Origin of the sequence: Sphaerisporangium dianthi, from assembly GCF_042654065.1 — a bacterium.
Lineage (GTDB): Bacteria > Actinomycetota > Actinomycetes > Streptosporangiales > Streptosporangiaceae > Sphaerisporangium > Sphaerisporangium dianthi.
Map to the genome: position 1 here is coordinate 79,472 of NZ_JBHSFP010000013.1, position 18,791 is coordinate 98,262.

An 18,791-nucleotide genomic window follows, 5' to 3' on the forward strand; every position below is an offset into this window, starting at 1 on the left:
CTCTCCGGACAGCAGTTGTCCACGGATCGCGGCCTCACCGGCATACGGCCGCAGTGGACCAGCACGCCAAGGTCGGCGTGCCGCGGGGAGTTCCGTCAGGACGATCTCGCCGGCGGAGGCGTAGGCGGCGACAGCCGGCGCGACCGTACTGTCGACGATCACGGTGACCATGCCGGACGGCACGCCGGTAGCGGAGGTCTCCACGCTGTCGATGCGGGCGCTCGGCGCCAGCACCCGATATCGCCCTCCGGGGCCGCCTTGCACGGAGGCATGGACCACCTGGACCCGGTAACCCGCCTGCAGAGCGCTGGGGTATCGGCCGGGCTTGAGCGCCAGGCCGACCCGGGCCTCGCCGACACCGAACTCTGGATTACCACGAGCCGGACGCCTCGCTGCGCTACAAGGTCGACTACGCCACGGACAACCCGGTCGGACCAGCCGTCCATACCGTGGTGGCCCCACCGAACGGATGCGCCGGCGACCGCACCTGGGTGAGCTGGATCTAGGTGTTCAAGCCATGCGCTGGACACCGCGCCTTCGGCGACATCGCTCGCCGGCTCAGACGTTCGAGGGGAACCTTTTGCGCCAGGCGAGGGAAACGTAGACGAGGGCGACCAGGACGGGGACCTCGATGAGGGGGCCGACGACACCTGAGAGGGCCTGGCCGGAGGTGACGCCGAAGGTGGCGATGGCGACGGCGATGGCCAGCTCGAAGTTGTTGCCCGCCGCGGTGAAGGCGAGGGTGGCGGTGCGGTCGTAGGTCATGCCGAGGGCCTTGCCGAGCGCGAAGGTTCCGAACCACGTGATCGCGAAGTAGGCCAGGAGCGGCAGGGCGATGCGGGCGACGTCGCCGGGCTGGGAGGTGATCGCCTTGCCCTGCAGGGCGAAGAGGATCACGATCGTGAACAGCAGCCCGTACAGCGCCCATGGGCCGATCTTCGGCAGCACCGCGGCCTCATAGCGCTCGCGTCCGAGCCGCCTTTCGCCGAGACGACGGGTGAGGAAGCCTGCCAGCAGGGGGATTCCCAAGAAGATGACGACATTCAACGCGATCTTGATCGCGGAGATGTCGAGGTGCTGACCGTCCCCGAGACCCAGCCACCCAGGTAGCAGGTCGAGGTAGAACCAGCCGAGCACGCCGAACGCGAGCACCTGGAAGAGCGAGTTGAGAGCCACGAGGACGGCGGCCGCTTCCCGGTCGCCGCAGGCCAGGTCGTTCCAGATGATCACCATGGCGATGCAGCGCGCCAGTCCCACGATGATCAGACCGGTACGGTATTCGGGCAGGTCGGACAGGAAGATCCATGCCAGCGCGAACATGACAGCGGGACCGACCAGCCAGTTGACGACCAGCGAGGAGATCATCAGCTTCTTGTCACCGGTCACGGCGTCGAGCTTGTCGTAGCGGACCTTGGCCAGCACCGGGTACATCATGATCAGCAGGCCGGCCGCGATGGGCAGGGAGATGCCTCCGATCTCGACCTTGGACAGCACGTCGTTCAGGCCCGGGATCAGGCGTCCGAGTCCGAGGCCCAGCGCCATGGCGACGATGATCCACACCGCCAGGAAGCGATCGAGCGTCGAGAGCTTGCCGACGACGCCGGCAGGCTTCTCGGTCGACTGGGTGGTCAGATCTTCGGTGGTCACGGGCAGGCCCTTTTGATGTCGGCGGTGGCGGTGGCGTGGGCGGTCTCGGCCAGTTCGCCGAACTGGCCGGCGAGGGTGGCGATGACCTCGGGTCTGAGCCGGTAGTAGGTGAAGCGGCCGCATGGCTCGGTCTCCACGACGCCGGCGTCGCGCAATATCCGCAAGTGGTTGGACAGGTTCGTCTGGCGGGCGCCGGTCTCTTCGACCAGGTGCGTAGTGCACAGCGTCTCGCGAGCAAGCAGGGTCACGATCTGAAGCCTGAGCGGATCGGCCAAGGCCTTGATCACATCAGAACCTACTGACATCAGCATACAGTGATGCTGTCAGATCAGAGGACACTGATGCAATCGCACATCCCACGAGTCGTCCGAAAGCTCACACTCCAGCCGACCCACAGTCCAGCTCGGCAGGGGATGCCGGTCGCATACCGCGTGAACCATCGCGCCAACCAGGATGAATAGCAGGCCGTGCGCGTAGCCCGCACATATACGGCGTCACGCCCCCGACACCCACCTGGCCATCGAGTGCGGGGACCTCACCGTGGAGGTTCTGGCGGCTCGGCCGGTCACCGCCGATCGCGGACTGAGCTCGTCCAGCAGCTCGCGCATGTGGGTGTCGATCTCGTCCCGGATCACCAGCAGCGCTTTCACTACGGCCGGGTCGATGGCCGATCCCGGCTGCGATCCGGCGGTACGCACGTGCACGCGGCCCTGCGCACGGTGATTCATGAGGGCCGCGGCCGTCTGGGAGCGGCCGGCGTTCTGGGTACAGACGACGAGCGCCTCGACGACGGGCTTCGGAGACAGGCCCTTCACCTGGGCCAGAGCGGCGAGCCGGTCCGCGGCGAATCGTTGCGCGAGCACGCGCAAATGACTCTCGCGCCACTCCACAGGTTTGACGACGCAGGATTCAGTCAATATATTTTGAGTCAATGAACGACGACTGGACTTCATCGGTGAGGACCCGGGCTCAGGTGCATGCCGCCTTGGGTGATCCTGCGCGATTGTCGATCGTCGATCGGCTGCTACTGGGGGACGTCTCACCCGGAGAGCTCAGCCGGTCGCTGGAGATGCCCACCAACCTGCTCGCCCACCATCTGAAGGTCTTGTCAGAGGCCCGCGTGGTGGAGCGATGCAGATCGGAGGGTGATCGGCGGCGTACGTATCTGCGATTGATACCGAGCACGCTGACCAGTCTGGTTCCGGCGTTTCCGCTGGAGGCGCCGCGGGTGGTGTTCGTATGCACCCGTAATTCGGCTCGATCACAGCTGGCAGCGGCGCTGTGGGCGAGCACCAGCCCGGTGCCCGTCGCATCGGCGGGCACTCAGCCCGCCACCGAGGTACATCCGCGGGCCGTGGCGCTGGCACGCAGCCACGGACTCGCCATCGATCCCGTTCGTACCACCCTGTTGAGCGACGTCGTGCAGCCTGACGACCTGGTGGTCGCCGTCTGCGACGACGCGCACGAGCGGCTAGGACGCGAAGCCGGCCGTCACCTGCACTGGTCTGTTCCCGACCCGGTGCGGATGGACACCGACGAGGCGTTCGACCGCGCGTTCCGCGACATCTCCGGCCGCATCGACCGGCTGGCCCCGTTCGTTCATCCCGTCCGAGCAATCCCTGCTCAATAGCTCCACCGCACGGCCGCGGCCGCGGAGAGGATTCCAATTGATCACCAGCAATCCCAGCGTCCTGTTCGTCTGTGTCCACAACGCCGGGCGGTCCCAGATGGCGGCCGGATTCCTGCGTCACCTCGCCGGCGATCGCATCGAGGTGCGTTCAGCCGGATCGGCTCCGGCGGAGAGCATCAACCCGACGGCCGTGGAGGCCATGCGGGAGGTCGGCATCGACATCACCGACCAGGCGCCGAAGATTCTCACCTCTGACGCCGTCGAAGCGTCCGACGTGGTCGTGACGATGGGATGCGGAGATGCCTGCCCGATCTTTCCGGGCAAGCGATACGAAGACTGGGCCCTGAACGACCCAGCGGGCAAGGGCATCGACGACGTCCGGCCTATCCGCGACGAGATCCGCAGCCGTATCGAGAAGCTGATCAGCGAACTCGACGCCTAGCGCCACCTGTCTTCGGCGGACGTCACGACACCACTGGGCTGGCCCAGGGACAGTTGATCGACTATCGTCGATTACCGATGAATACACATGCGAAGCCTCTCGATCGGGCTGAGGCGGAGGAGTACGCGACCTGGTTCAAGGCGCTGGCCGACGCCACTCGCATCCAGATCGTGTCGCTGCTGGCACGCCGCCGCGAGCCGATGACCGTGGGCGAGATCGTGAACGTCTCCGGCGTCGGCCAGTCGACCGTGTCGCACCACCTGAAGATCCTCGCCGAAGTGGGGTTCGTACTGGTCGAGCGACAGGGGACGTCCAACCTCTACCGGATCAACCAGGCCTGCGTGAGCTGCTTCCCCACCGCCGCCGACGTGGTGATGGGCAACCCCGTCCTGACCTCACCCGCCTGCGACTGAACAGGAGATCGCGATGGCAGACAGCGAGGTTGTGAAGCGCTACTCGGGCCTGGCCCGTGCTGCTCTCGTCGGCAAGGTCATCGTCGACTGCGAGGCCGACGAGTTCGATAAGGGCTGCTTCGGAACGGCCGGATACGACAACACCGAGGGCCTTCCGGAGGGAGCACTGCGGGCCAGCCTGGGATGCGGCGACCCTGTGGCCATCGCCGAGCTGCGCGCTGGGGAGACCGTCCTTGACCTTGGCTCGGGCGGCGGTATCGACGTGCTGCTATCCGCCCGCAGGGTCGGCCCATTCGGCAAGGCTTACGGCTTGGACGCCAGTGCCGACATGCTGGAACTCGCCCGAGCCAACGCCGCACAGGCGGGCGCGACCAACGTGGAGTTCTTGCACGGCACGATCGAGGCCGTCCCGCTGCTCGACCAGGCGGTGGACGCGGTCATCTCCAACTGTGTGATCAATCTGTCCGACGACAAGCCCGCCGCCCTGGCCGAGGCCTTCCGGGTCCTGCGTCCTGGCGGACGGTTGGGTGTGAGCGACGTGGTCACCGACGGGCCTATTGATGAGGTGCGACGGGCCGCCGCCGAGCGGCGGGTGGGTTGCGTGGCCGGGTCCTTGGCGGTCGACGAGTACAGAGACCTGCTCCGCGAGGCCGGTTTCGTCGGCATCTCGATCCGTCTCACCGCTGATCACGGCGACGGCGTGCACTCGGCCATCGTCCGGGCGCGCAAGCCGCACGTCGGGTCCGGCCTGGAGATCAGGCCGATGCGCGAGGCCGACGCCGACCAGGTGCTGGCCATCTACCAGGCCGGTCTCGACACCGGTCAGGCCAGCTTCGAGACCGTCGCGCCGAGCTGGGAGGGCTTCACCGCGGTCAGGCTGCCGCACCTGCGCTACGTCGCCGTCGACACCGAGAGCAACTTGGTCGTCGGCTGGATAGCCGCGTCACCCGTCTCCGCCAGGCCGGTCTACGCGGGCGTCGTTGAGCACAGCGTCTACGTCCATCCCGGCTGCCAGGCGCATGGCATCGGCCGAGCCCTCCTCACGGCCTTGATCGCCGCCAGCGAGGATGCCGGGATCTGGACCGTCCAGACCGGCATCTTCCCCGAGAACGCCGCCAGCCTGAGGTTGCACCAGGCGCTGGGCTTCCGCGTCCTGGGCACCCGCGAGCGGGTCGGATGCCATCACGGTGTCTGGCGCGACGTGTTGTTCATGGAACGCCGCAGCGCCGTCGTGGGCAGCTGATTTCACGCAAGGTCGAACGGCTCGTCAGCGAGCTGCTGCAGAGCTGGGCGTGCGGCTGCGGAGCATCGGGTGTCTGTCGCTCCCGCGCCGTTCGTTCACCTACTTGCTTGATGTGGCCAGCAACTCCACGGTGGCCACCAGCAGGCGTGCGGCGGTCAGCAAGGTGACCTCATCGACGCGCTCGACGGTCTCGGCCGGGGTCTGGTATCCGGGCATCCCCATGCCGATGCCGACCGCGGCCAGCCCGGCTGCGGCGTAACGGCGGTTGTCGGATGCCATCGACCCGGCTCGCAGCGGTAGCCCGGTCAACCGCCCGGCCTGATCCAGGATGGCCAGCAGGGCGTGGGCGGGTCCGCCCGCCTCGACGGAGGCGGTCTGGTGCAGCTGCGCGGCTCCGTCCAGGTTGATCACTACAGTGTCCGGCGGTACGTGGGGAGCGTGGTGGGCCGACCCCCACGCGCCCGCCTCCTCGGCGTCCAGAAAGGCCACCGACAGGTCCACCGGCGCGCCCAGCCCGGACGACAGGACGCGGGCGGCCTCCAGGACCGCGGCCACGCCAGAGGCGTTGTCGGCTGCCGCGGGCAACCGGCGCTGCGGGTCATCGCCCACCCCATCGAAGTGCGCGGTCAGAAGCACGCGAGGCACACCGGATGTCCGCCGGCCCGTGTTGGGCAGGCGGGCATAGACGTTGCGGCCCTCGGCGGCGACCGATCTCAACGGTATGGAACCGGTCACCTGCAACTGAGTGGGCGCCTCACGCTCGGACAGCGTGTCGGCCAGGTATCGGTGCAGGTCGGTGCGCACCCCGATGACCGGCACCGCCCGGACAGCCGGGCCTGCGATCATCTTGGGCATCCAGCCGCCCTCGTCGATGCCGCGTGCCATCAGCACGCCGACCGCTCCCTCCGCCTCGGCGCGGTCGCAGGCCTGCGCCCAATCGCCGGCTTCGGCCAGGACCCACCGGCCTCGCACGTCGGCGGAGTCGCCGGGCACCAGGTGCGCCGTGTGCGGCTGAGGCATCTCAGCCGAGGCCAGGTGCTCGACGAACTCGCGGCGATGCTCCAGCGTGCGCACCCGCCCGCCGACGCTCCATTGCAGTACCGGCGTGCTGTACAGCTCACGCACACTGCTGACGGAGAAGGCGTCGAGCTCGACCTCAGCACCCAGGGCGCCCAGCTGCCGGGCGAGCCAGCCGGCCGCGGCCCGGCCACCGGGCGTCCCCACCCGGCGGCCGGTGAACTCATCTGCGGCAAGCGTTCGCACGGTGGCCAGCATCCGCTGCGCCGAGACCTGCTCCACCAGGGACGCCAGTTCCTGTGCCGACCCGGTCGACGCTAAGGCAGGCGCTTCGGCCGACGGCTGGGAGGTCATCCGCAGCATCCGGCGGATTCGCCCTTGGCGGCTTGTGCGTCGGCCGGAGCCGGAGCCCGCCCACAGCATCCGGCCTCGGCGGCCTGGCCGGCCGCTACCTGGCTACCGCAGCAGGAGGTCGCCGCCTCGGCAGCCGCGCCGGCGTCAGGCACGGCGGGGCCGCCACAACATCCCCCCGCAGCCGGCGGAGCGAACGCCTCGTCCAGGTTCCCGATGAATCCGCCACTGACGTCGTTCGTCATCGGAGGCTTCCCTTCTTACCGACGTGAGCGCGACATGCTCACATGAGTTAGATGGATATCTAATCAGGGCCACTATGCCACACTACTTAGAAGACCTTCAAGTTAGACTGACATCTAATCAGTTATTCCGCGGCAAAGCGCATCGTCGACACCCGCGCGCGGGGCGGCCACGGGCAAAAGATGCGGGCCCGAACGCGGGGCACGCGGCCGCTAGCGGGGATGTGCGCGGCGCAGGTAGTAGCCCGCCGCGAGTCCCGCCTGTCCGCCGACGACGACCGCGCGCGAAGCGGCGGTCATCTCGTAGTGGGCTCCAGCTCGACCGGCCCGCGGGCGGGTTCGGCCAGCGGGGCGAACAGGGCGCCGAGCTTGTTCACCGCCGCGGGGATGATCCAGTAGTAGACCCAGGTGCCGCGGCGCTCACTGTCGATGAGCCCGGCGGTGCGCAGCACCTTGAGGTGGTGGGAGATCGTGGGCGCGCTCAGGTCGAAGCCCGGGGTCAGGTCGCACACGCAGGCCTCGCCGCCCGCGTGGGAGCCGATCATCGACAGCAGGCGCAGCCGTACGGGATCGGCGACGGCCTTGAGCATGGCCGCGAGTTCGGCCGCGTCGCTCTCGCCGAGCGGTTCGCGGGCGATCGGCGCGCAGCACTGGACGGTGACGGCGGTCATGACGACGCTCCCTGATTTGACATCTATCTAAATTATACGCGGTGGTAGGCCACCAGCGCGAACGCGGCGATCGCACAGGCGGCGGCCACGGCTCCCATGACCCAGGAGTAGCCGACCGCTTGAGCGATCGCGACCGCGCCGAGCGGGGCAAGCGCCTTGTCGGCGACGGAGAAGGCGGCGATGCGGCCCGACAGGGAAGCGTAGGCGGCGGTCCCGTATCGCTGGACGAGCAGTTGCGGCAGAGTGATGGAGGCGATACCGAACCCCAGCCCGAACAGCAGAACACAGCCGACGGCGCCTGGCACCGTCTGGCCCACAAAGGGCAGAGCCAGGACGGCGACGCCCTGGAGGGCGAAGATCGCGGCAGCGATGAGCGCAGCGGGCAGACGGCGCTGCAGGCCGGTGGTGAGCAGGCGTCCGGTCACCGACAGCACGCCAAGCAGACCCGCGAGCGTGGCCGCCAGGACGGGCGGGTGGCCGAGGTGGACGAGGTAGGTGATGAGCAGCACCGCCATCACCGCCCCCGCACCGCCGTTGGCGGTGAAGGCGATCACCAGCAGCCAGAACGGCCGTCGGCGGGTGGCGTCCCTGACGATCGCCGCCCGCTCTTGTACTGCGGCTGGTTCCTGTGTGGCGCGAGTACGGTTCCGCAGGACGAGCGCGTGCAGCGGGATGGCGGCCACGCCGTACAGCACGGCCAGGATGACCAAGGCAAGGCGCCAGCCGTACCACTCGACGAGCAGGCCGGTGAGCGGCAGGAAGATCGCCGAGGCGAACCCGGCGACGACGGTGACGGCGAGCAGCGCGTTCGCACGGCCTCGACCGTCGAACCAGCTGACGATGACGGCGAAGGCGGACTCGTACAACACCATCGAGCAGGCGATGCCGATGGCCGCGAACACCGCATACAGCTGGGGCAGGCTGTCCACGCGTGACCAGGCCAGGACGGCGGCCGTGCCGAGGACAGATCCCGCGGTCATGAGACCGTGGCCGCCACGAGCATCCAGCCGACGGCCGATCAGCGGGGCGCACAGGGCCGCGATGAGGATCGACAGGGTGAGCGCGGCGGCGATCTGCGGGGCGCTGGCATGCAGGTCGCGGGACATGGGGGCGAGAAAAACGGAGAAGGCGTAGTAGAGCACGCCGTAGCCGATGGTCTGGGTCACCGCGAGCGCGGCGACCATCCGCCGGCCGCGGCCGGTATGCGGCTGACCGCCGCCCCCGGTCTTGGTGGCGGCGGCGGTCTCGAAGGTGGAACTCACTCCGGCTCGCTGGAGCAGGAGATCAGGCGGCGACCGTCCGCCGTCATCCTCCACTCGGCCCCGGTCTCGGCGATGAACCCCTGGGACTCCAGACGCCAGGCCAGTGTGCCGGCCATCCGTGAGATCGCCGGAACGAAGCCCGGGTTGGTGCTCGATCTGCGGGCGTTGACCAGATGGCGGCCCAGGGCTTCGGTGTCCAGCCGGCCGTAGTCGCAGATGAGGCGCAATGCCTCTTTCTGAGCGGCGGTGGGGTATCCGTCGGACATGTCGATCCTGTCTATTAGCCGCAGCAACTGCCGCCGACCTCGGAGCCGCCGACGGTGACAAGAGGCAGGGGAGCCGCGAGCAGGCCGCCGCTGATGCCGGTGGCCAGACCGACGCGCTGCTCCTGGGCCTCGGCGAGGTCGGAGGAGCAAACGCCGGTCTCGGGCAGGTCGAGCTGAACGTCCCGGGCCGCTTCCCAGTCGCCGGCGATGGCGGCGGCGACCGAGCGGACCTGCTCGTAGCCGGTCGCCATCAGGAAGGTCGGCGCGCGACCGTAGCTCTTGACGCCGACGGCGTAGTAGCCGGGCTCGGGGTGGGACAGCTCGTCGACGCCGTGGGCGGGAACGGTGCCGCAGGAGTGCTGGTTGGGATCGATCAGCGGGGCCAACCGGCGTGTGGAGCCCAGGATCGGGTCCAGGTCCAGGCGCAACTCAGAGGCGATGGAGTGGTCGGGGCGGTAGCCCGTCGCGGCCACAATGCGATCCACGATGACGGACCGCTCAGTTCCGGACGGATCCCGGCTGACCATGATGACCTGGCCGCCGGCCGTGGTGAGGGAGTGGGCGAAGAAGCCGGTCAGCAACTGGATGCGGCCGGAGTCGACGTGTGCGCGCAGGCGGGTGCCGAGTGCGCCGCGGGCGGGGAGGGCGTCGGCTGCGCCGCCGCCGTAGGTCCTGGTGGCGTTGCCGGCGCGGATCGCCCAGGTGATCGGGGTGTTGGCCAGCTCGGCCAAGGCCAAGAGCGTCGTGGCGGCCGAGTGGCCCGCGCCGACGACGAGAGTGTGCTTGCCCTCGTAGGCTTGGCGGTCGGCACCGAGCACGTCGGGCAGGGCGTGGTCGATGAGCTCGGCCGCATCCGCCTCTCCGTAGGCGGGCAGGCCGCTCGCGCCCAGGACGTTCGGGCTGGTGTAGGTGCCGGAGGCATCGATGATCGCACGAGCCTGCAGTTCCTGGCCGCCTTCGAGGCGGATCAGGAACGGAACGTCTTCACGGCCGTTGGTCCGGACCCGGTCGTAGCCGAGGCGGCTGATCGCACTCACCTTGGCGCCCAGCCGTACCCGCGAGCCGAACAGCTTGGCCAGCGGAGCCAGGTAGTCGTCGATCAGCTCGGCTCCGGTGGGCAGCCACTCGGGGTCCGGCTCTGTCCAGCCGTCGGCCTGCAGCAGGCGCTTGGCCGCGGCGTCGATGTTGTACTTCCACGGGCTGAACACGCGGACGTGGCCCCACTGGGCGACCGAGGAGGCCACCTGCCGGCCTGCCTCCAAGACCACGAAGTCCTGGCCGCGCTCGGCCAGGTGCGCGGCGGCGGCCAGACCGACCGGACCGGCACCGATCACGACAACGGGCAGAGCGCCGGCGTCGCCTGCGGTCAAGATCTGCTCGAGTTCAAGGGAGGTGGTGGTGCCGCAGCAGCTGTCACTCATGGTGGTTCCTCCTGGTCTTCGGGTGTCAGCGGAACAGCAGGACGGTGGTGCGTGCGCGGTGCAGAGCAGCGTCCGCGCGGCAAGCGGTGTCGCAGACCTCGCCGGTGGCCTCATTGAACGAGACAGGCTGGACCTGGCGGGACCGGCGGAACAGAGCGCGCATCGCGCACCTCCTGTTTAGAAGCTTGTCGAAGTAGTCAGCAGCATGCGCTGTTGATTAGAGAATTGTCAAATCAAAACGCTGGTCGAATCAGCCCTCTCGCCGCGCCCGGCCAGAAGGCGACCGCAGCGGGGCCTTGCGGGTGTACGCGACCACTGGGCCCCTGACGTGGACGGCATCGCGGCTCACGCCACAGCGCACCCAGCCGCCGGCAGACCTGACGGAGGGGACGGATCCAGGCGGCGATTCAGCCACAGCCGTCCACCGGGCGGTCATCCGACCGACAGTCACCGGGCGGGCAGCATGCCTGCAGGCTGAGCTGAAGGTCCGTAAGCGCACGTCCGATGCGGCCCGGGTCGGCGCGGTAATAGACGGTCTTCCACTCACGCCGGGAACTCAGCAACCCGCCGTCCCGAAGCGTGGCCAGATGGGTGGAGGTCGCCGACTGAGCCAGCGACATACGCTCGGCCACCTGATTCACCGTCAGCTCGATCCCCCCGGCGAACAGCATGAGGATCTGCTGGCGGGTGTCGCTGGCCAGGGCCTTGAGCAGGCCACGCGCCCGCTCACTCATCTCCACCGGACTCGACGTCATGGTCATAGCATCACCCCCCGGCCATCATATTGTCTTTTCTAGATATGACGATATGATCTGGCCGCATGGACACCATCGTCATCGGCGGCGGCCAGTCCGGCTTGGCAGCCACCTGGACCCTGCTGGACGCCGGCCTCACGCCCGTACTCCTCGAAGCCGGCGACCAGGCCACCGGATCTTGGCCGCGCTACTACGACAGCCTCACCCTGTTCTCCCCCGCGCGCTACAGCTCACTGCCCGGCATGGTGTTTCCGGGCCACCCAGATCGCTACCCCCACCGCGACGAAGTGGTGGACTACCTGGCGCGCTACGCCCGCGCCCTGGCCCGCCGCGGCGCCGGCATCCGCACCGGCACCCGTGTCACCGCCGTCGAAGCCGATAGCGGCCGCTTCAACGTGCGCACCTCCAACGGCGACATGTTCTCGGCACCCACAGTGATCGCGGCCAGCGGCTCATTCACCAACCCCTACCTGTTCACATTGCCAGGGCAACAGGATTTCCCCGGAGAGATCCTGCACGCCGCCGGCTACGACAACCCCGCTTCCTACGCGGGAAGGCGCATCGTCGTGGTGGGCGCGGGCAATTCCGCCGTCCAGATCTCCTACGAGCTCGCGGAGACCGCGACGGTCACCTTGGCCACCCGCGAGCCGGTCCGCTTCGTCGACCAGCGCCCCTTGGGTAAGGACCTGCACTTCTGGTTCCACGTCACCGGCTTCGACCGGTTTCCCGCCCGCTTGATCGACAGCCCGCCCGGCGTCCCGGTCCTGGACACGGGCATCTACCGCCAGGCGCTGCGTGATGGGCGCATGGATCGGCGCCCTATGTTCACCCGCTTCGAGGGCGACGAACTGGTGTGGGCCGACGGCACGCGTGAACTTGTCGACGTGGTGCTGTTCGCCACCGGCTACCGGCCCAGCCTCTCCTACCTGGACAAGATCGGCGCACTCGACGAGACAGGTCATCCCCGGCACGCCCGCGGCCTGTCGACCACCCATGCCGGCCTCGGATACCTCGGCCTGGAATGGCAGCGCACCCCTTCCTCCAACACCCTCCGCGGCGTAGGCCGCGACGCCCGCCACCTCACCCGTGAGCTCAAAGCCCATCTCGACACACGGCGCACGCGGGCAGGCGTGTAGCCGTGGCCGGACCGCTGATCATGTACATTCCCACCACACTGGCACTCATCAAGCTGAGAACGAACAGCCGCGATGACGCCGAATGAGGGCCCATCTTCGCTCCATCTCCGAGATGACCACTGATGCCGTTGGTCGCGGAACCATCCCCGCGGACGTGAGGGCCACTGGTAGATCGGCCCCCGGTGCTTTGGAGTGGAGACCATCTCGGCGGCCGCGCCACGCTGACTACCAGCGGAAACTCGTACACCACCTCCGTGGACGCAGCCCCCAGGGCGCCATCGCAGTTGGCCGGCAACGCTCAACCTGCGGCGTAGAGCTGGGCGGGTGGGCGTAACTGGTCGGGCTTATCCCGGCCACCCGGCACCCTGACGATCACCACGCGGCAGGTGTGTCGTTCGTCGCGGCGTTTGACCTCCTCGACCCACGCGCTCTCGAACAGTTTTGGTGCGCCTTCGCCGCCCAGGGTCTTGTCCAATACCAGCAAGATCGCGGCAGCTCGCGCTGTGTTCTGATATTCGGCGGCCTGTGCCACGTACGCGCAGTCCCACTTCGGTTGCGTCAAGGAGATGGGCGAAGTCGCCAGGGGACAGCGTGGTCGCCAGCAGGTGCCAGCGTCGCGCTTTTCCCTGATCAGGGTCTCCTTCAGGGGTCGTGGCCGGCGTCTCGAGGCGGGCCCGCCGGCCGAGTGCTTGCTGTAGTTGCCGAGCGATTGGGTCCTGACGAAACTGCTCATCATGGGCGAGGGCGTACTGAAGGAACCGCAGGCGACTTTGCCTGCGGAGAAAGGCATCTTCAATGTCCGGGGCGATGAGGACTCTAGGTGCGGCCGAGGCGGAGGCGTCGGTGTTGATGGTTGCGGTGTGGTGGGCGGTGTAGGCGTCCAGCAAGGCCGGCGGCACGGCGCGGCCGCCAGCAACGGTAAAGAAACGGTCCGGCGCGTGCGCGAGAGCCGGTGGCGGGAACGATGAAGGGAAGTTCACGAAGCGCCGGGGGGACGGCGATGACGATGCTGGTCGAAGTCGCCGTGGAACGCTACAGATTCGTCTGCGGGCGCTGCGGGCACACCTGGACGGCGGACTACGACGTGCAGTACGTGAGCGACGACGTCGGCGCGTCGTTCGCCTTCTACCGGCTCGACGGTGTTCCGGTGCTACCCCCCACCGGCGACGAGATCATCTGTCCCAACTGCAGCACCATGAGCGTCAGGGCCATCATCGAAGGGCGCCGCAACAGCCTGCCCGCACTCTTGGACAGCGACCAGCCGCGCCGACGGGTCACGACCAGCCCGGAACAGCGCCGTGCGTCGGTTCCGCACCTGCCGGCGGTCGGCGGGCCGTGACGTCGGCCGCGTGATGTGATGATCTCCGCCCGTCGTCGGGGTGGCCGTGCGGTCACACTGCGCGCCGGACGTTCGCCACTCCGACGGGGTCCCGGAGCCCGCCTACGGGCTGGTGAGCGCGCCGAGGTGTGCACCCGGCTCGTCGCGGGCCTGGTGAGCGGCCACATGGCGGAGAGCCGGCTTGTCACGCTGGGTGCCTTCTCGATGCAAGGATCACAGGGCGTTCGCATCCGCTCCCAGTCACCGTGGTCGCCGTCGTGGCGGTGTTCTCCTGACTCGGCGCGCTGGTCAGCGGCGACCCGTGGCCGGCGATGGCGGTCACACCGGCCGTGGCCGCGCTCGGCGCGGCGGTCCCGCGGGTGGGGCCGATGGCGACGCTCTGCACGCTGGCCGCCGCGCTGCGGCCGCCGCCGAGTCCTGCGGTGTTCAACGGATTGCTGGAGACGGTGGGCGGCGAGTGGATCGGCGCGCGGCTGCTCACGCTTTGGCTCGCTCACCGGCTCCGGCCCGCGGACAGGTCTCGCCGAAGGCGCGCGATCGGTCGCCGGCGTACTCGACTCGTGGACGGGCCGCGGTCACCGCCGTGGCCACGCGCCTGTGCGGGCTCGGCGACGCTATCGGGATGGGTACCGTCCCGCCGCCGGACGAGCCGACAGTGAGCCGGGCCGGGCTTGCGGCAGGCCATCGGCACGACGGCCGGCGCGGTCGGCGCCCTGGCGCTGCCCCCGAGCGTCTCCAGCAGCCGCGTCTTGTAGTCCGTGTCCTTGATCCGCCCGCGCCCGTGCTGACCGGGACGGGCCGGCCGGCGCTCCATCGCACGCCGCCTTCGGCGTCAGCGCCACCCCGAGGACACGGCTGCGCCTGACCTTGAACCGTCTGAGGTCCACGTTCACCCCACGACGTTCGTACGGGGCATCTCCAGGGACAACGAAGAGCCGGACTCCATTCGCACCCCCGTTTGCCCATGAGCCCGCGTAGGAATGAGTCGCTCTAGATGACAACTTGGGGGGCCAGATGGAGTTCGGGGTCGCAACGTTCGTGACCGATGAGGGCATCGCGCCGGCGCGGCTCGGGGAGGCGCTGGAGGAGCGCGGCTTCGCGTCGCTGTTCGTCGCCGAACACACCCACATCCCGGTCAGCCGCGAGTCGCGTTGGCCTGAGAGCGACGAGCTCCCGCGGAAGTACTACCGGACCTTCGACCCGTTCGTGACCCTCACGGCGGCGGCCGTGGTGACCGAGCGAATCCGGCTCGGCACCGGCATCCTCCTGCTCGTCGAACGGGATCCCATCACCACCGCCAAGGAGATCGCGAGCCTCGACCATGTCTCCGCGGGCCGGGTCGCCGTCGGCATCGGGGCTGGCTGGAACCTGGAGGAAATGCGAAATCACGGCACCGATCCAAAGACCCGGATGACGCTGCTGCGCGAGCGGGTCCAGGCGATGAAGGAGATCTGGGCCAAGGACCAGGCCGAGCACCACGGGACGTTCGTGAACTTCGATCCGATCTTTTGCTGGCCCAAGCCCGTACAGCGCCCGCATCCGCCGATCGTCGTAGGTGGCAACGGGCCGAAGGCGCTCGACCGCACGCTGGAGTACGGCGACTGCTGGATGCCGACGTACGGACTGGGGTCCGAGGAGATCGCCCGCAGGATCGCCGAGCTGGAGCGACGCGCCATGGAGGCCGGCCGGGGCCGGGTCCCCGTGTCCGTCTACGCCGTGCCGGGCGAGCGCGAGGCCGTCGCCCGGCTCGCCGACGCCGGCGTCGACCAGGTGCTCTTCGATCTGCCCACGTTGCCGGCCGAGGAGACGTACCAGACGCTAGACGAGCTCGCGGCGGTCGCCCGCTCGTTCACCGCGTGACAGGTTCCGGCCTGCGTCCGATCCTCAGACCGCGAAAGGGTAGGGACTCGCCGTCGTCGCCGCTGGCGTGGCCGAAACAGGAGTAGCGTTCGCAGGCGCGCGGCGGCGTCCGGGTCGACCCGCTCCTGGAAGGCGACGACTTCCTCCATGAATCGGCACAAGCTGTACAGGTCCATACCGTAGAAGCCGGTCTTGTCCATGTCGTCCTTTGCACGGTCGTTGTACTCGCGCAGCCAGCCGACGAAGTCGAGCACCGCCGTGTTCCGCCACATCCAGGTCGGAAGCGCGAAATCAGTTGGACCGGCTCCGGCGCAAGGCTCCGGGCTTCGTCGTCGACGCGGGCGCTATCCGGACACCGTCCAGGAGGAGATCCGTATGCTCCTTGGGCTCCCCTCCTAACGTTTCGGCCGTCGGCAAGGCGGGCATAAGGCACAACTAGGCATATTCGGGGGGGAATCATGCCTTATCAATCGGTCAATCCTTACAGTGGTGAGGTCGTCGCCACGTTCGCGGAGATCACCGACGCGGAACTCGAGGACGCCCTGTCACGTGCTCGGTCGGCGTACGAGGAATGGCGTCGGCGAAGCTTCGACGAGCGAGCGGCCGTCACCAGACACGCGGCCCGGATCCTGCGTGAGCGGCGGGACGAGTTCGCCCGCCTGTTGACCCTGGAGATGGGAAAGCGGATCGGCGAGAGCGTCGAAGAGGTGCTCCTGAGCGCGGACATCTTCGACTACTACGCCGACAACGCCGAGAACTTCCTCAAGCCGGTCCCGATCGACACGCGTAGGGGCGAGGCGGTCGTCGTCAGCAGCCCGCTAGGTGTCCTGTTCGGCGTGCAGCCGTGGAACTTCCCGTACTACCAACTGGCGCGATTCGCGGTCCCCAACGTGATGGCGGGCAACGTCACCATGGTCAAGCACGCGTCGGGCGTACCCCGGTCCGCGCTGGCCTTTGAGGATCTCTACCGCGAGGCCGGTGCGCCGGACGGCGTCTACACCAACCTTTTCGTCACCAAGGAGCAGGTCGGAAAGGTGATCGACGATCCGCGCGTGATGGGGGTGGCCCTTACTGGCAGCGAGCAGGCGGGCAGTGTCATCGCGACGCGCGCCGGCAAGGCGGTCAAGAAGACCACCCTCGAACTGGGCGGCAGCGACCCGCTGATCGCCATGCCCGACGCCGATCTGGGTCCGACGGTCCACTGGGCCGTGTGGGGCCGCCTCCACAACTGCGGGCAGTCCTGCGTGGCCACCAAGCGGCTCCTGGTCCACGAGCAGATCGCCGACAAGTTCCTCGAGGAGTTCACCGCGGCCATGAGCGGGCTGGTCGCCGGGGACCCGATGGACGAGCGGACCACCCTGCCGCCGATGTCGTCCCAGTCGGCCGCCGACAAGCTGAAGGCGCAGGTGGCCGAGGCGGTCGAGCACGGTGCCCGGGCGACCGAGGTCGGCCCCCAGGTGCCGGAGACCGGAGCGTTCGTCCAGCCGACGATCCTCACCGACGTGAGCCGTGACAACCCGGTCTACGGGCAGGAGCTCTTCGGCCCAGTGGCGATGTTCTTCAGCATCCGGGACGAGGATGAGGCGATCTCCATCGCCAACGACACCGGCTTCGGGCTCGGTGGCGCGGTCTTCACCTCCGACATCGAGCACGGCAAGAAGATCGCCCACCGCATCGAGAGCGGCATGGTCTTCATCAACCATCCCACCTGGACCGCGCCCGAGTTGCCGTTCGGTGGCATCAAGCAGTCCGGTTACGGGCGGGAGCTGTCCTGGCTCGGCATCCATGAGTTCGTCAACAAGAAGCTGATCAACGTCGTTCCGCTCGACGCCGCGCCGTGAGCATGCCCGGCCACGAGCGCTACCAAGGTTGAAGATGCGCCGGGCCCGACGGAGTGTCGTTGTAGTAGCACCTGTCAATGTCGATGCGCCCGCGAGGTCGCCGCCCGGCTGCCTGCCAACACCCCGATCCTTCTCGATGCGGGCGGTCGGCTGCACTTGCCGGTTACAGGGCGCTGCGCATGATCAGCAGCTGGTCGGCGAACGACGAACGGGCCGATGCGGCGGCCTGTCGCAGGTCGATATCGCCCCGCGATGCCGCTGTCGCCGGCGAACTCGGATGGGCGTTACTGCTCGGTGATGTTGGGGTTCGGTTCGAGGGTGGGGATGGTTGCGGTCCAGCTGGCGAGGATGTCGATGGCTCGTCGTGAGGGTGATTCCGGTTCGGTGGTGTAGATGAACAGGGTGGTCTCGGGGTCGCCGGGAAGGGTGAGGGTTTCGTATTCGACGGTGAGGTCTCCGACGAGGTTGTGGCGGAGGCGTTTGGAGCCATGGGTGCGCTGGTGAACGCGGTGTTGTTCCCACCATTGGTCGAATTCGCGGCTGTGTTCGCGTAGTTCGGTGACCAGGTCGGTGGTGGCGCGGTCGTCGGGGTTGCGGCCGACTTCGAACCGGAGGCTTTCGACGGCGGCGCGGGCTTGGTCGGGCCAGTCGAGGAAGAGGGCTCGGGCGTCGCCGTCGAGGAACATCCAGCGGGCGTAGTTGCGGTGGGCGGCGGGGAGCTGGTCGAAGTCGGTGAAGAGGGCTTTGGCCATGCGGTTGGCGGCGAGGATGTCGGTGCGGCGGCCGAGGATGAGGGCGGGTTCGCCGTCGAGGGCGTCGAGGAGCTGGTAGAGGCCGGGGCGGACGCGCTGGACGTCGTGGGTTCGGCGGGGGGTTGGTGTCGAGGTCAGGCCGATGAGGTCTTTGAGGTGGGCGCGTCCAGCGGCGTCGAGGCCGAGGGCGCGGCCGATGGCTTCGACGACGGCGGCGGAGGGAGTGATGCGGCGGCCTTGTTCGAGGCGGGCGTAGTAGTCGGTGGACACGCCGGCGAGGCGGGCGACTTCTTCGCGGCGGAGGCCGGGTACGCGGCGGACGCGTCCGTCGGGGGGCAGGCCTGCGCGCGCGGGGTCGATCTGGCTGCGGGCGCGCCGTAGGAAATCGGCGAGTTCTTGGTTGGTCTTGTTCACAGGTTCGAGTCTCCCTGAGCCGGCGCGGTCCTGGGTGGACCGGCGAGTCCTAGGTCCCGCAGACCGCGCCTCCACAGGGCGCGAGATAG

21 protein-coding genes and 1 pseudogene are annotated in these 18,791 nt (G+C 68.5%); 8 read left to right on the forward strand and 14 right to left on the reverse strand.

Annotated elements, in window-relative coordinates; genetic code table 11:
• Positions 1 to 558 precede the first annotated feature (558 nt).
• The 3 genes from arsB to ACFO60_RS20150 all read right to left on the reverse strand — a co-directional run bounded on the left by arsB (position 559) and on the right by ACFO60_RS20150 (position 2,510).
• A complete protein-coding gene (gene arsB, locus ACFO60_RS20140; protein ID WP_380842143.1) occupies positions 559 to 1,647 on the reverse strand; it encodes an ACR3 family arsenite efflux transporter in 1,089 nt (362 codons plus the stop codon).
• Complete coding sequence (locus tag ACFO60_RS20145; RefSeq protein WP_380842145.1) at positions 1,644 to 1,958, reverse strand: ArsR/SmtB family transcription factor; 315 nt, start codon at positions 1,956 to 1,958, stop codon at positions 1,644 to 1,646. The genes arsB and ACFO60_RS20145 overlap by 4 nt, the downstream gene beginning before the upstream one ends.
• Positions 1,959 to 2,141: 183 nt before the next feature.
• Positions 2,142 to 2,510: an arsenate-mycothiol transferase ArsC gene (locus ACFO60_RS20150; protein WP_380842147.1), complete on the reverse strand. Its 369-nt coding sequence runs from the start codon at positions 2,508 to 2,510 to the stop codon at positions 2,142 to 2,144.
• 68 nt (positions 2,511 to 2,578) lie between these two features.
• On the opposite strand from ACFO60_RS20150, the gene ACFO60_RS20155 reads away from it, so the two are divergent.
• The 4 genes from ACFO60_RS20155 (at position 2,579) to ACFO60_RS20170 (ending at position 5,375) form a co-directional block, all read left to right on the forward strand.
• A complete protein-coding gene (locus tag ACFO60_RS20155) occupies positions 2,579 to 3,277 on the forward strand; it encodes an arsenate reductase/protein-tyrosine-phosphatase family protein (protein ID WP_380842149.1) in 699 nt (232 codons plus the stop codon).
• 40 nt (positions 3,278 to 3,317) lie between these two features.
• Positions 3,318 to 3,719, forward strand: coding sequence for an arsenate reductase ArsC (locus ACFO60_RS20160; RefSeq protein ID WP_380842342.1), 402 nt, complete (start codon positions 3,318 to 3,320; stop codon positions 3,717 to 3,719).
• A gap of 77 nt (positions 3,720 to 3,796) precedes the next feature.
• A complete protein-coding gene (locus ACFO60_RS20165; protein WP_380842151.1) occupies positions 3,797 to 4,132 on the forward strand; it encodes an ArsR/SmtB family transcription factor in 336 nt (111 codons plus the stop codon).
• 13 nt (positions 4,133 to 4,145) lie between these two features.
• Complete coding sequence (locus tag ACFO60_RS20170; RefSeq protein WP_380842153.1) at positions 4,146 to 5,375, forward strand: GNAT family N-acetyltransferase; 1,230 nt, start codon at positions 4,146 to 4,148, stop codon at positions 5,373 to 5,375.
• A gap of 99 nt (positions 5,376 to 5,474) precedes the next feature.
• On the opposite strand, the gene ACFO60_RS20175 is transcribed toward ACFO60_RS20170, so the two are convergent.
• The 7 genes from ACFO60_RS20175 to ACFO60_RS20205 form a co-directional block, all read right to left on the reverse strand.
• The gene (locus ACFO60_RS20175; RefSeq protein WP_380842155.1) at positions 5,475 to 6,755 is read right to left on the reverse strand and encodes a M28 family metallopeptidase; all 1,281 of its coding nucleotides are present in this window, start codon (positions 6,753 to 6,755) and stop codon (positions 5,475 to 5,477) included.
• 526 nt (positions 6,756 to 7,281) lie between these two features.
• Positions 7,282 to 7,656 carry a metalloregulator ArsR/SmtB family transcription factor gene (locus ACFO60_RS20180; RefSeq protein WP_380842158.1) on the reverse strand — a complete coding sequence of 125 codons (375 nt, stop codon included), beginning with the start codon at positions 7,654 to 7,656 and terminating at the stop codon, positions 7,282 to 7,284.
• 32 nt (positions 7,657 to 7,688) lie between these two features.
• The gene (locus tag ACFO60_RS20185) at positions 7,689 to 8,918 is read right to left on the reverse strand and encodes an MFS transporter (protein ID WP_380842160.1); all 1,230 of its coding nucleotides are present in this window, start codon (positions 8,916 to 8,918) and stop codon (positions 7,689 to 7,691) included.
• Positions 8,915 to 9,184 carry a hypothetical protein gene (locus ACFO60_RS20190; protein WP_380842163.1) on the reverse strand — a complete coding sequence of 90 codons (270 nt, stop codon included), beginning with the start codon at positions 9,182 to 9,184 and terminating at the stop codon, positions 8,915 to 8,917. Before ACFO60_RS20190 ends, ACFO60_RS20185 begins: the two co-directional genes overlap by 4 nt.
• A 14-nt stretch (positions 9,185 to 9,198) precedes the next feature.
• Positions 9,199 to 10,605, reverse strand: coding sequence for an FAD-dependent oxidoreductase (locus ACFO60_RS20195; protein WP_380842166.1), 1,407 nt, complete (start codon positions 10,603 to 10,605; stop codon positions 9,199 to 9,201).
• Between the two features lie 25 nt (positions 10,606 to 10,630).
• Entirely contained in the window at positions 10,631 to 10,768 is a 138-nt protein-coding gene (locus ACFO60_RS20200) for a hypothetical protein (RefSeq protein WP_380842168.1), read from the reverse strand.
• A 244-nt stretch (positions 10,769 to 11,012) separates the two neighbouring features.
• Positions 11,013 to 11,366 carry an ArsR/SmtB family transcription factor gene (locus tag ACFO60_RS20205; RefSeq protein ID WP_380842170.1) on the reverse strand — a complete coding sequence of 118 codons (354 nt, stop codon included), beginning with the start codon at positions 11,364 to 11,366 and terminating at the stop codon, positions 11,013 to 11,015.
• Between the two features lie 59 nt (positions 11,367 to 11,425).
• On the opposite strand from ACFO60_RS20205, the gene ACFO60_RS20210 reads away from it, so the two are divergent.
• Positions 11,426 to 12,496 (forward strand): flavin-containing monooxygenase, encoded by a 1,071-nt coding sequence (locus tag ACFO60_RS20210; protein WP_380842172.1) that lies wholly within the window; start codon positions 11,426 to 11,428, stop codon positions 12,494 to 12,496.
• 298 nt (positions 12,497 to 12,794) lie between these two features.
• Here the strand turns inward: ACFO60_RS20210 and ACFO60_RS20215 are convergent, their stop codons facing one another.
• The gene (locus ACFO60_RS20215; RefSeq protein WP_380842174.1) at positions 12,795 to 13,232 is read right to left on the reverse strand and encodes a hypothetical protein; all 438 of its coding nucleotides are present in this window, start codon (positions 13,230 to 13,232) and stop codon (positions 12,795 to 12,797) included.
• 264 nt (positions 13,233 to 13,496) lie between these two features.
• Between ACFO60_RS20215 and ACFO60_RS20220 the strand changes: the two genes are divergently transcribed.
• Positions 13,497 to 13,835 carry a hypothetical protein gene (locus ACFO60_RS20220; protein ID WP_380842176.1) on the forward strand — a complete coding sequence of 113 codons (339 nt, stop codon included), beginning with the start codon at positions 13,497 to 13,499 and terminating at the stop codon, positions 13,833 to 13,835.
• 184 nt (positions 13,836 to 14,019) lie between these two features.
• Here the strand turns inward: ACFO60_RS20220 and ACFO60_RS20225 are convergent, their stop codons facing one another.
• Positions 14,020 to 14,316, reverse strand: a complete 297-nt coding sequence (locus ACFO60_RS20225; RefSeq protein WP_380842178.1) for a hypothetical protein — start codon at positions 14,314 to 14,316, stop codon at positions 14,020 to 14,022.
• Between the two features lie 533 nt (positions 14,317 to 14,849).
• Between ACFO60_RS20225 and ACFO60_RS20235 the strand changes: the two genes are divergently transcribed.
• The gene (locus ACFO60_RS20235) at positions 14,850 to 15,695 is read left to right on the forward strand and encodes an LLM class F420-dependent oxidoreductase (RefSeq protein ID WP_380842180.1); all 846 of its coding nucleotides are present in this window, start codon (positions 14,850 to 14,852) and stop codon (positions 15,693 to 15,695) included.
• 95 nt (positions 15,696 to 15,790) lie between these two features.
• Here the strand turns inward: ACFO60_RS20235 and ACFO60_RS20240 are convergent.
• Positions 15,791 to 15,973 (reverse strand): annotated as a pseudogene (locus ACFO60_RS20240) (erythromycin esterase family protein); the annotation flags it as partial.
• Between the two features lie 180 nt (positions 15,974 to 16,153).
• Here ACFO60_RS20240 and ACFO60_RS20245 point away from each other — a divergent pair.
• Entirely contained in the window at positions 16,154 to 17,536 is a 1,383-nt protein-coding gene (locus tag ACFO60_RS20245; protein ID WP_380842182.1) for an NAD-dependent succinate-semialdehyde dehydrogenase, read from the forward strand.
• A gap of 284 nt (positions 17,537 to 17,820) precedes the next feature.
• Here ACFO60_RS20245 and ACFO60_RS20250 read toward each other — a convergent pair whose 3' ends face one another.
• Entirely contained in the window at positions 17,821 to 18,702 is an 882-nt protein-coding gene (locus ACFO60_RS20250; protein ID WP_380842184.1) for a helix-turn-helix transcriptional regulator, read from the reverse strand.
• Positions 18,703 to 18,791 lie beyond the last annotated feature (89 nt).

Excerpts from the sequence above, each read along its gene's own strand:
- ACFO60_RS20145 (WP_380842145.1), bottom strand. The coding sequence starts at position 1,958 with ATGCTGATGTCAGTAGGTTCTGATGTGATCAAGGCCTTGGCCGATCCG.
- ACFO60_RS20155 (WP_380842149.1), top strand. The coding sequence starts at position 2,579 with ATGAACGACGACTGGACTTCATCGGTGAGGACCCGGGCTCAGGTGCAT.
- ACFO60_RS20165 (WP_380842151.1), top strand. The coding sequence starts at position 3,797 with ATGAATACACATGCGAAGCCTCTCGATCGGGCTGAGGCGGAGGAGTAC.
- ACFO60_RS20170 (WP_380842153.1), top strand. The coding sequence starts at position 4,146 with ATGGCAGACAGCGAGGTTGTGAAGCGCTACTCGGGCCTGGCCCGTGCT.
- ACFO60_RS20175 (WP_380842155.1), bottom strand. The coding sequence starts at position 6,755 with ATGCTGCGGATGACCTCCCAGCCGTCGGCCGAAGCGCCTGCCTTAGCG.
- ACFO60_RS20180 (WP_380842158.1), bottom strand. The coding sequence starts at position 7,656 with ATGACCGCCGTCACCGTCCAGTGCTGCGCGCCGATCGCCCGCGAACCG.
- ACFO60_RS20190 (WP_380842163.1), bottom strand. The coding sequence starts at position 9,184 with ATGTCCGACGGATACCCCACCGCCGCTCAGAAAGAGGCATTGCGCCTC.
- ACFO60_RS20195 (WP_380842166.1), bottom strand. The coding sequence starts at position 10,605 with ATGAGTGACAGCTGCTGCGGCACCACCACCTCCCTTGAACTCGAGCAG.
- ACFO60_RS20200 (WP_380842168.1), bottom strand. The coding sequence starts at position 10,768 with ATGCGCGCTCTGTTCCGCCGGTCCCGCCAGGTCCAGCCTGTCTCGTTC.
- ACFO60_RS20205 (WP_380842170.1), bottom strand. The coding sequence starts at position 11,366 with ATGACCATGACGTCGAGTCCGGTGGAGATGAGTGAGCGGGCGCGTGGC.
- ACFO60_RS20210 (WP_380842172.1), top strand. The coding sequence starts at position 11,426 with ATGGACACCATCGTCATCGGCGGCGGCCAGTCCGGCTTGGCAGCCACC.
- ACFO60_RS20215 (WP_380842174.1), bottom strand. The coding sequence starts at position 13,232 with ATGATGAGCAGTTTCGTCAGGACCCAATCGCTCGGCAACTACAGCAAG.
- ACFO60_RS20220 (WP_380842176.1), top strand. The coding sequence starts at position 13,497 with ATGACGATGCTGGTCGAAGTCGCCGTGGAACGCTACAGATTCGTCTGC.
- ACFO60_RS20235 (WP_380842180.1), top strand. The coding sequence starts at position 14,850 with ATGGAGTTCGGGGTCGCAACGTTCGTGACCGATGAGGGCATCGCGCCG.
- ACFO60_RS20245 (WP_380842182.1), top strand. The coding sequence starts at position 16,154 with ATGCCTTATCAATCGGTCAATCCTTACAGTGGTGAGGTCGTCGCCACG.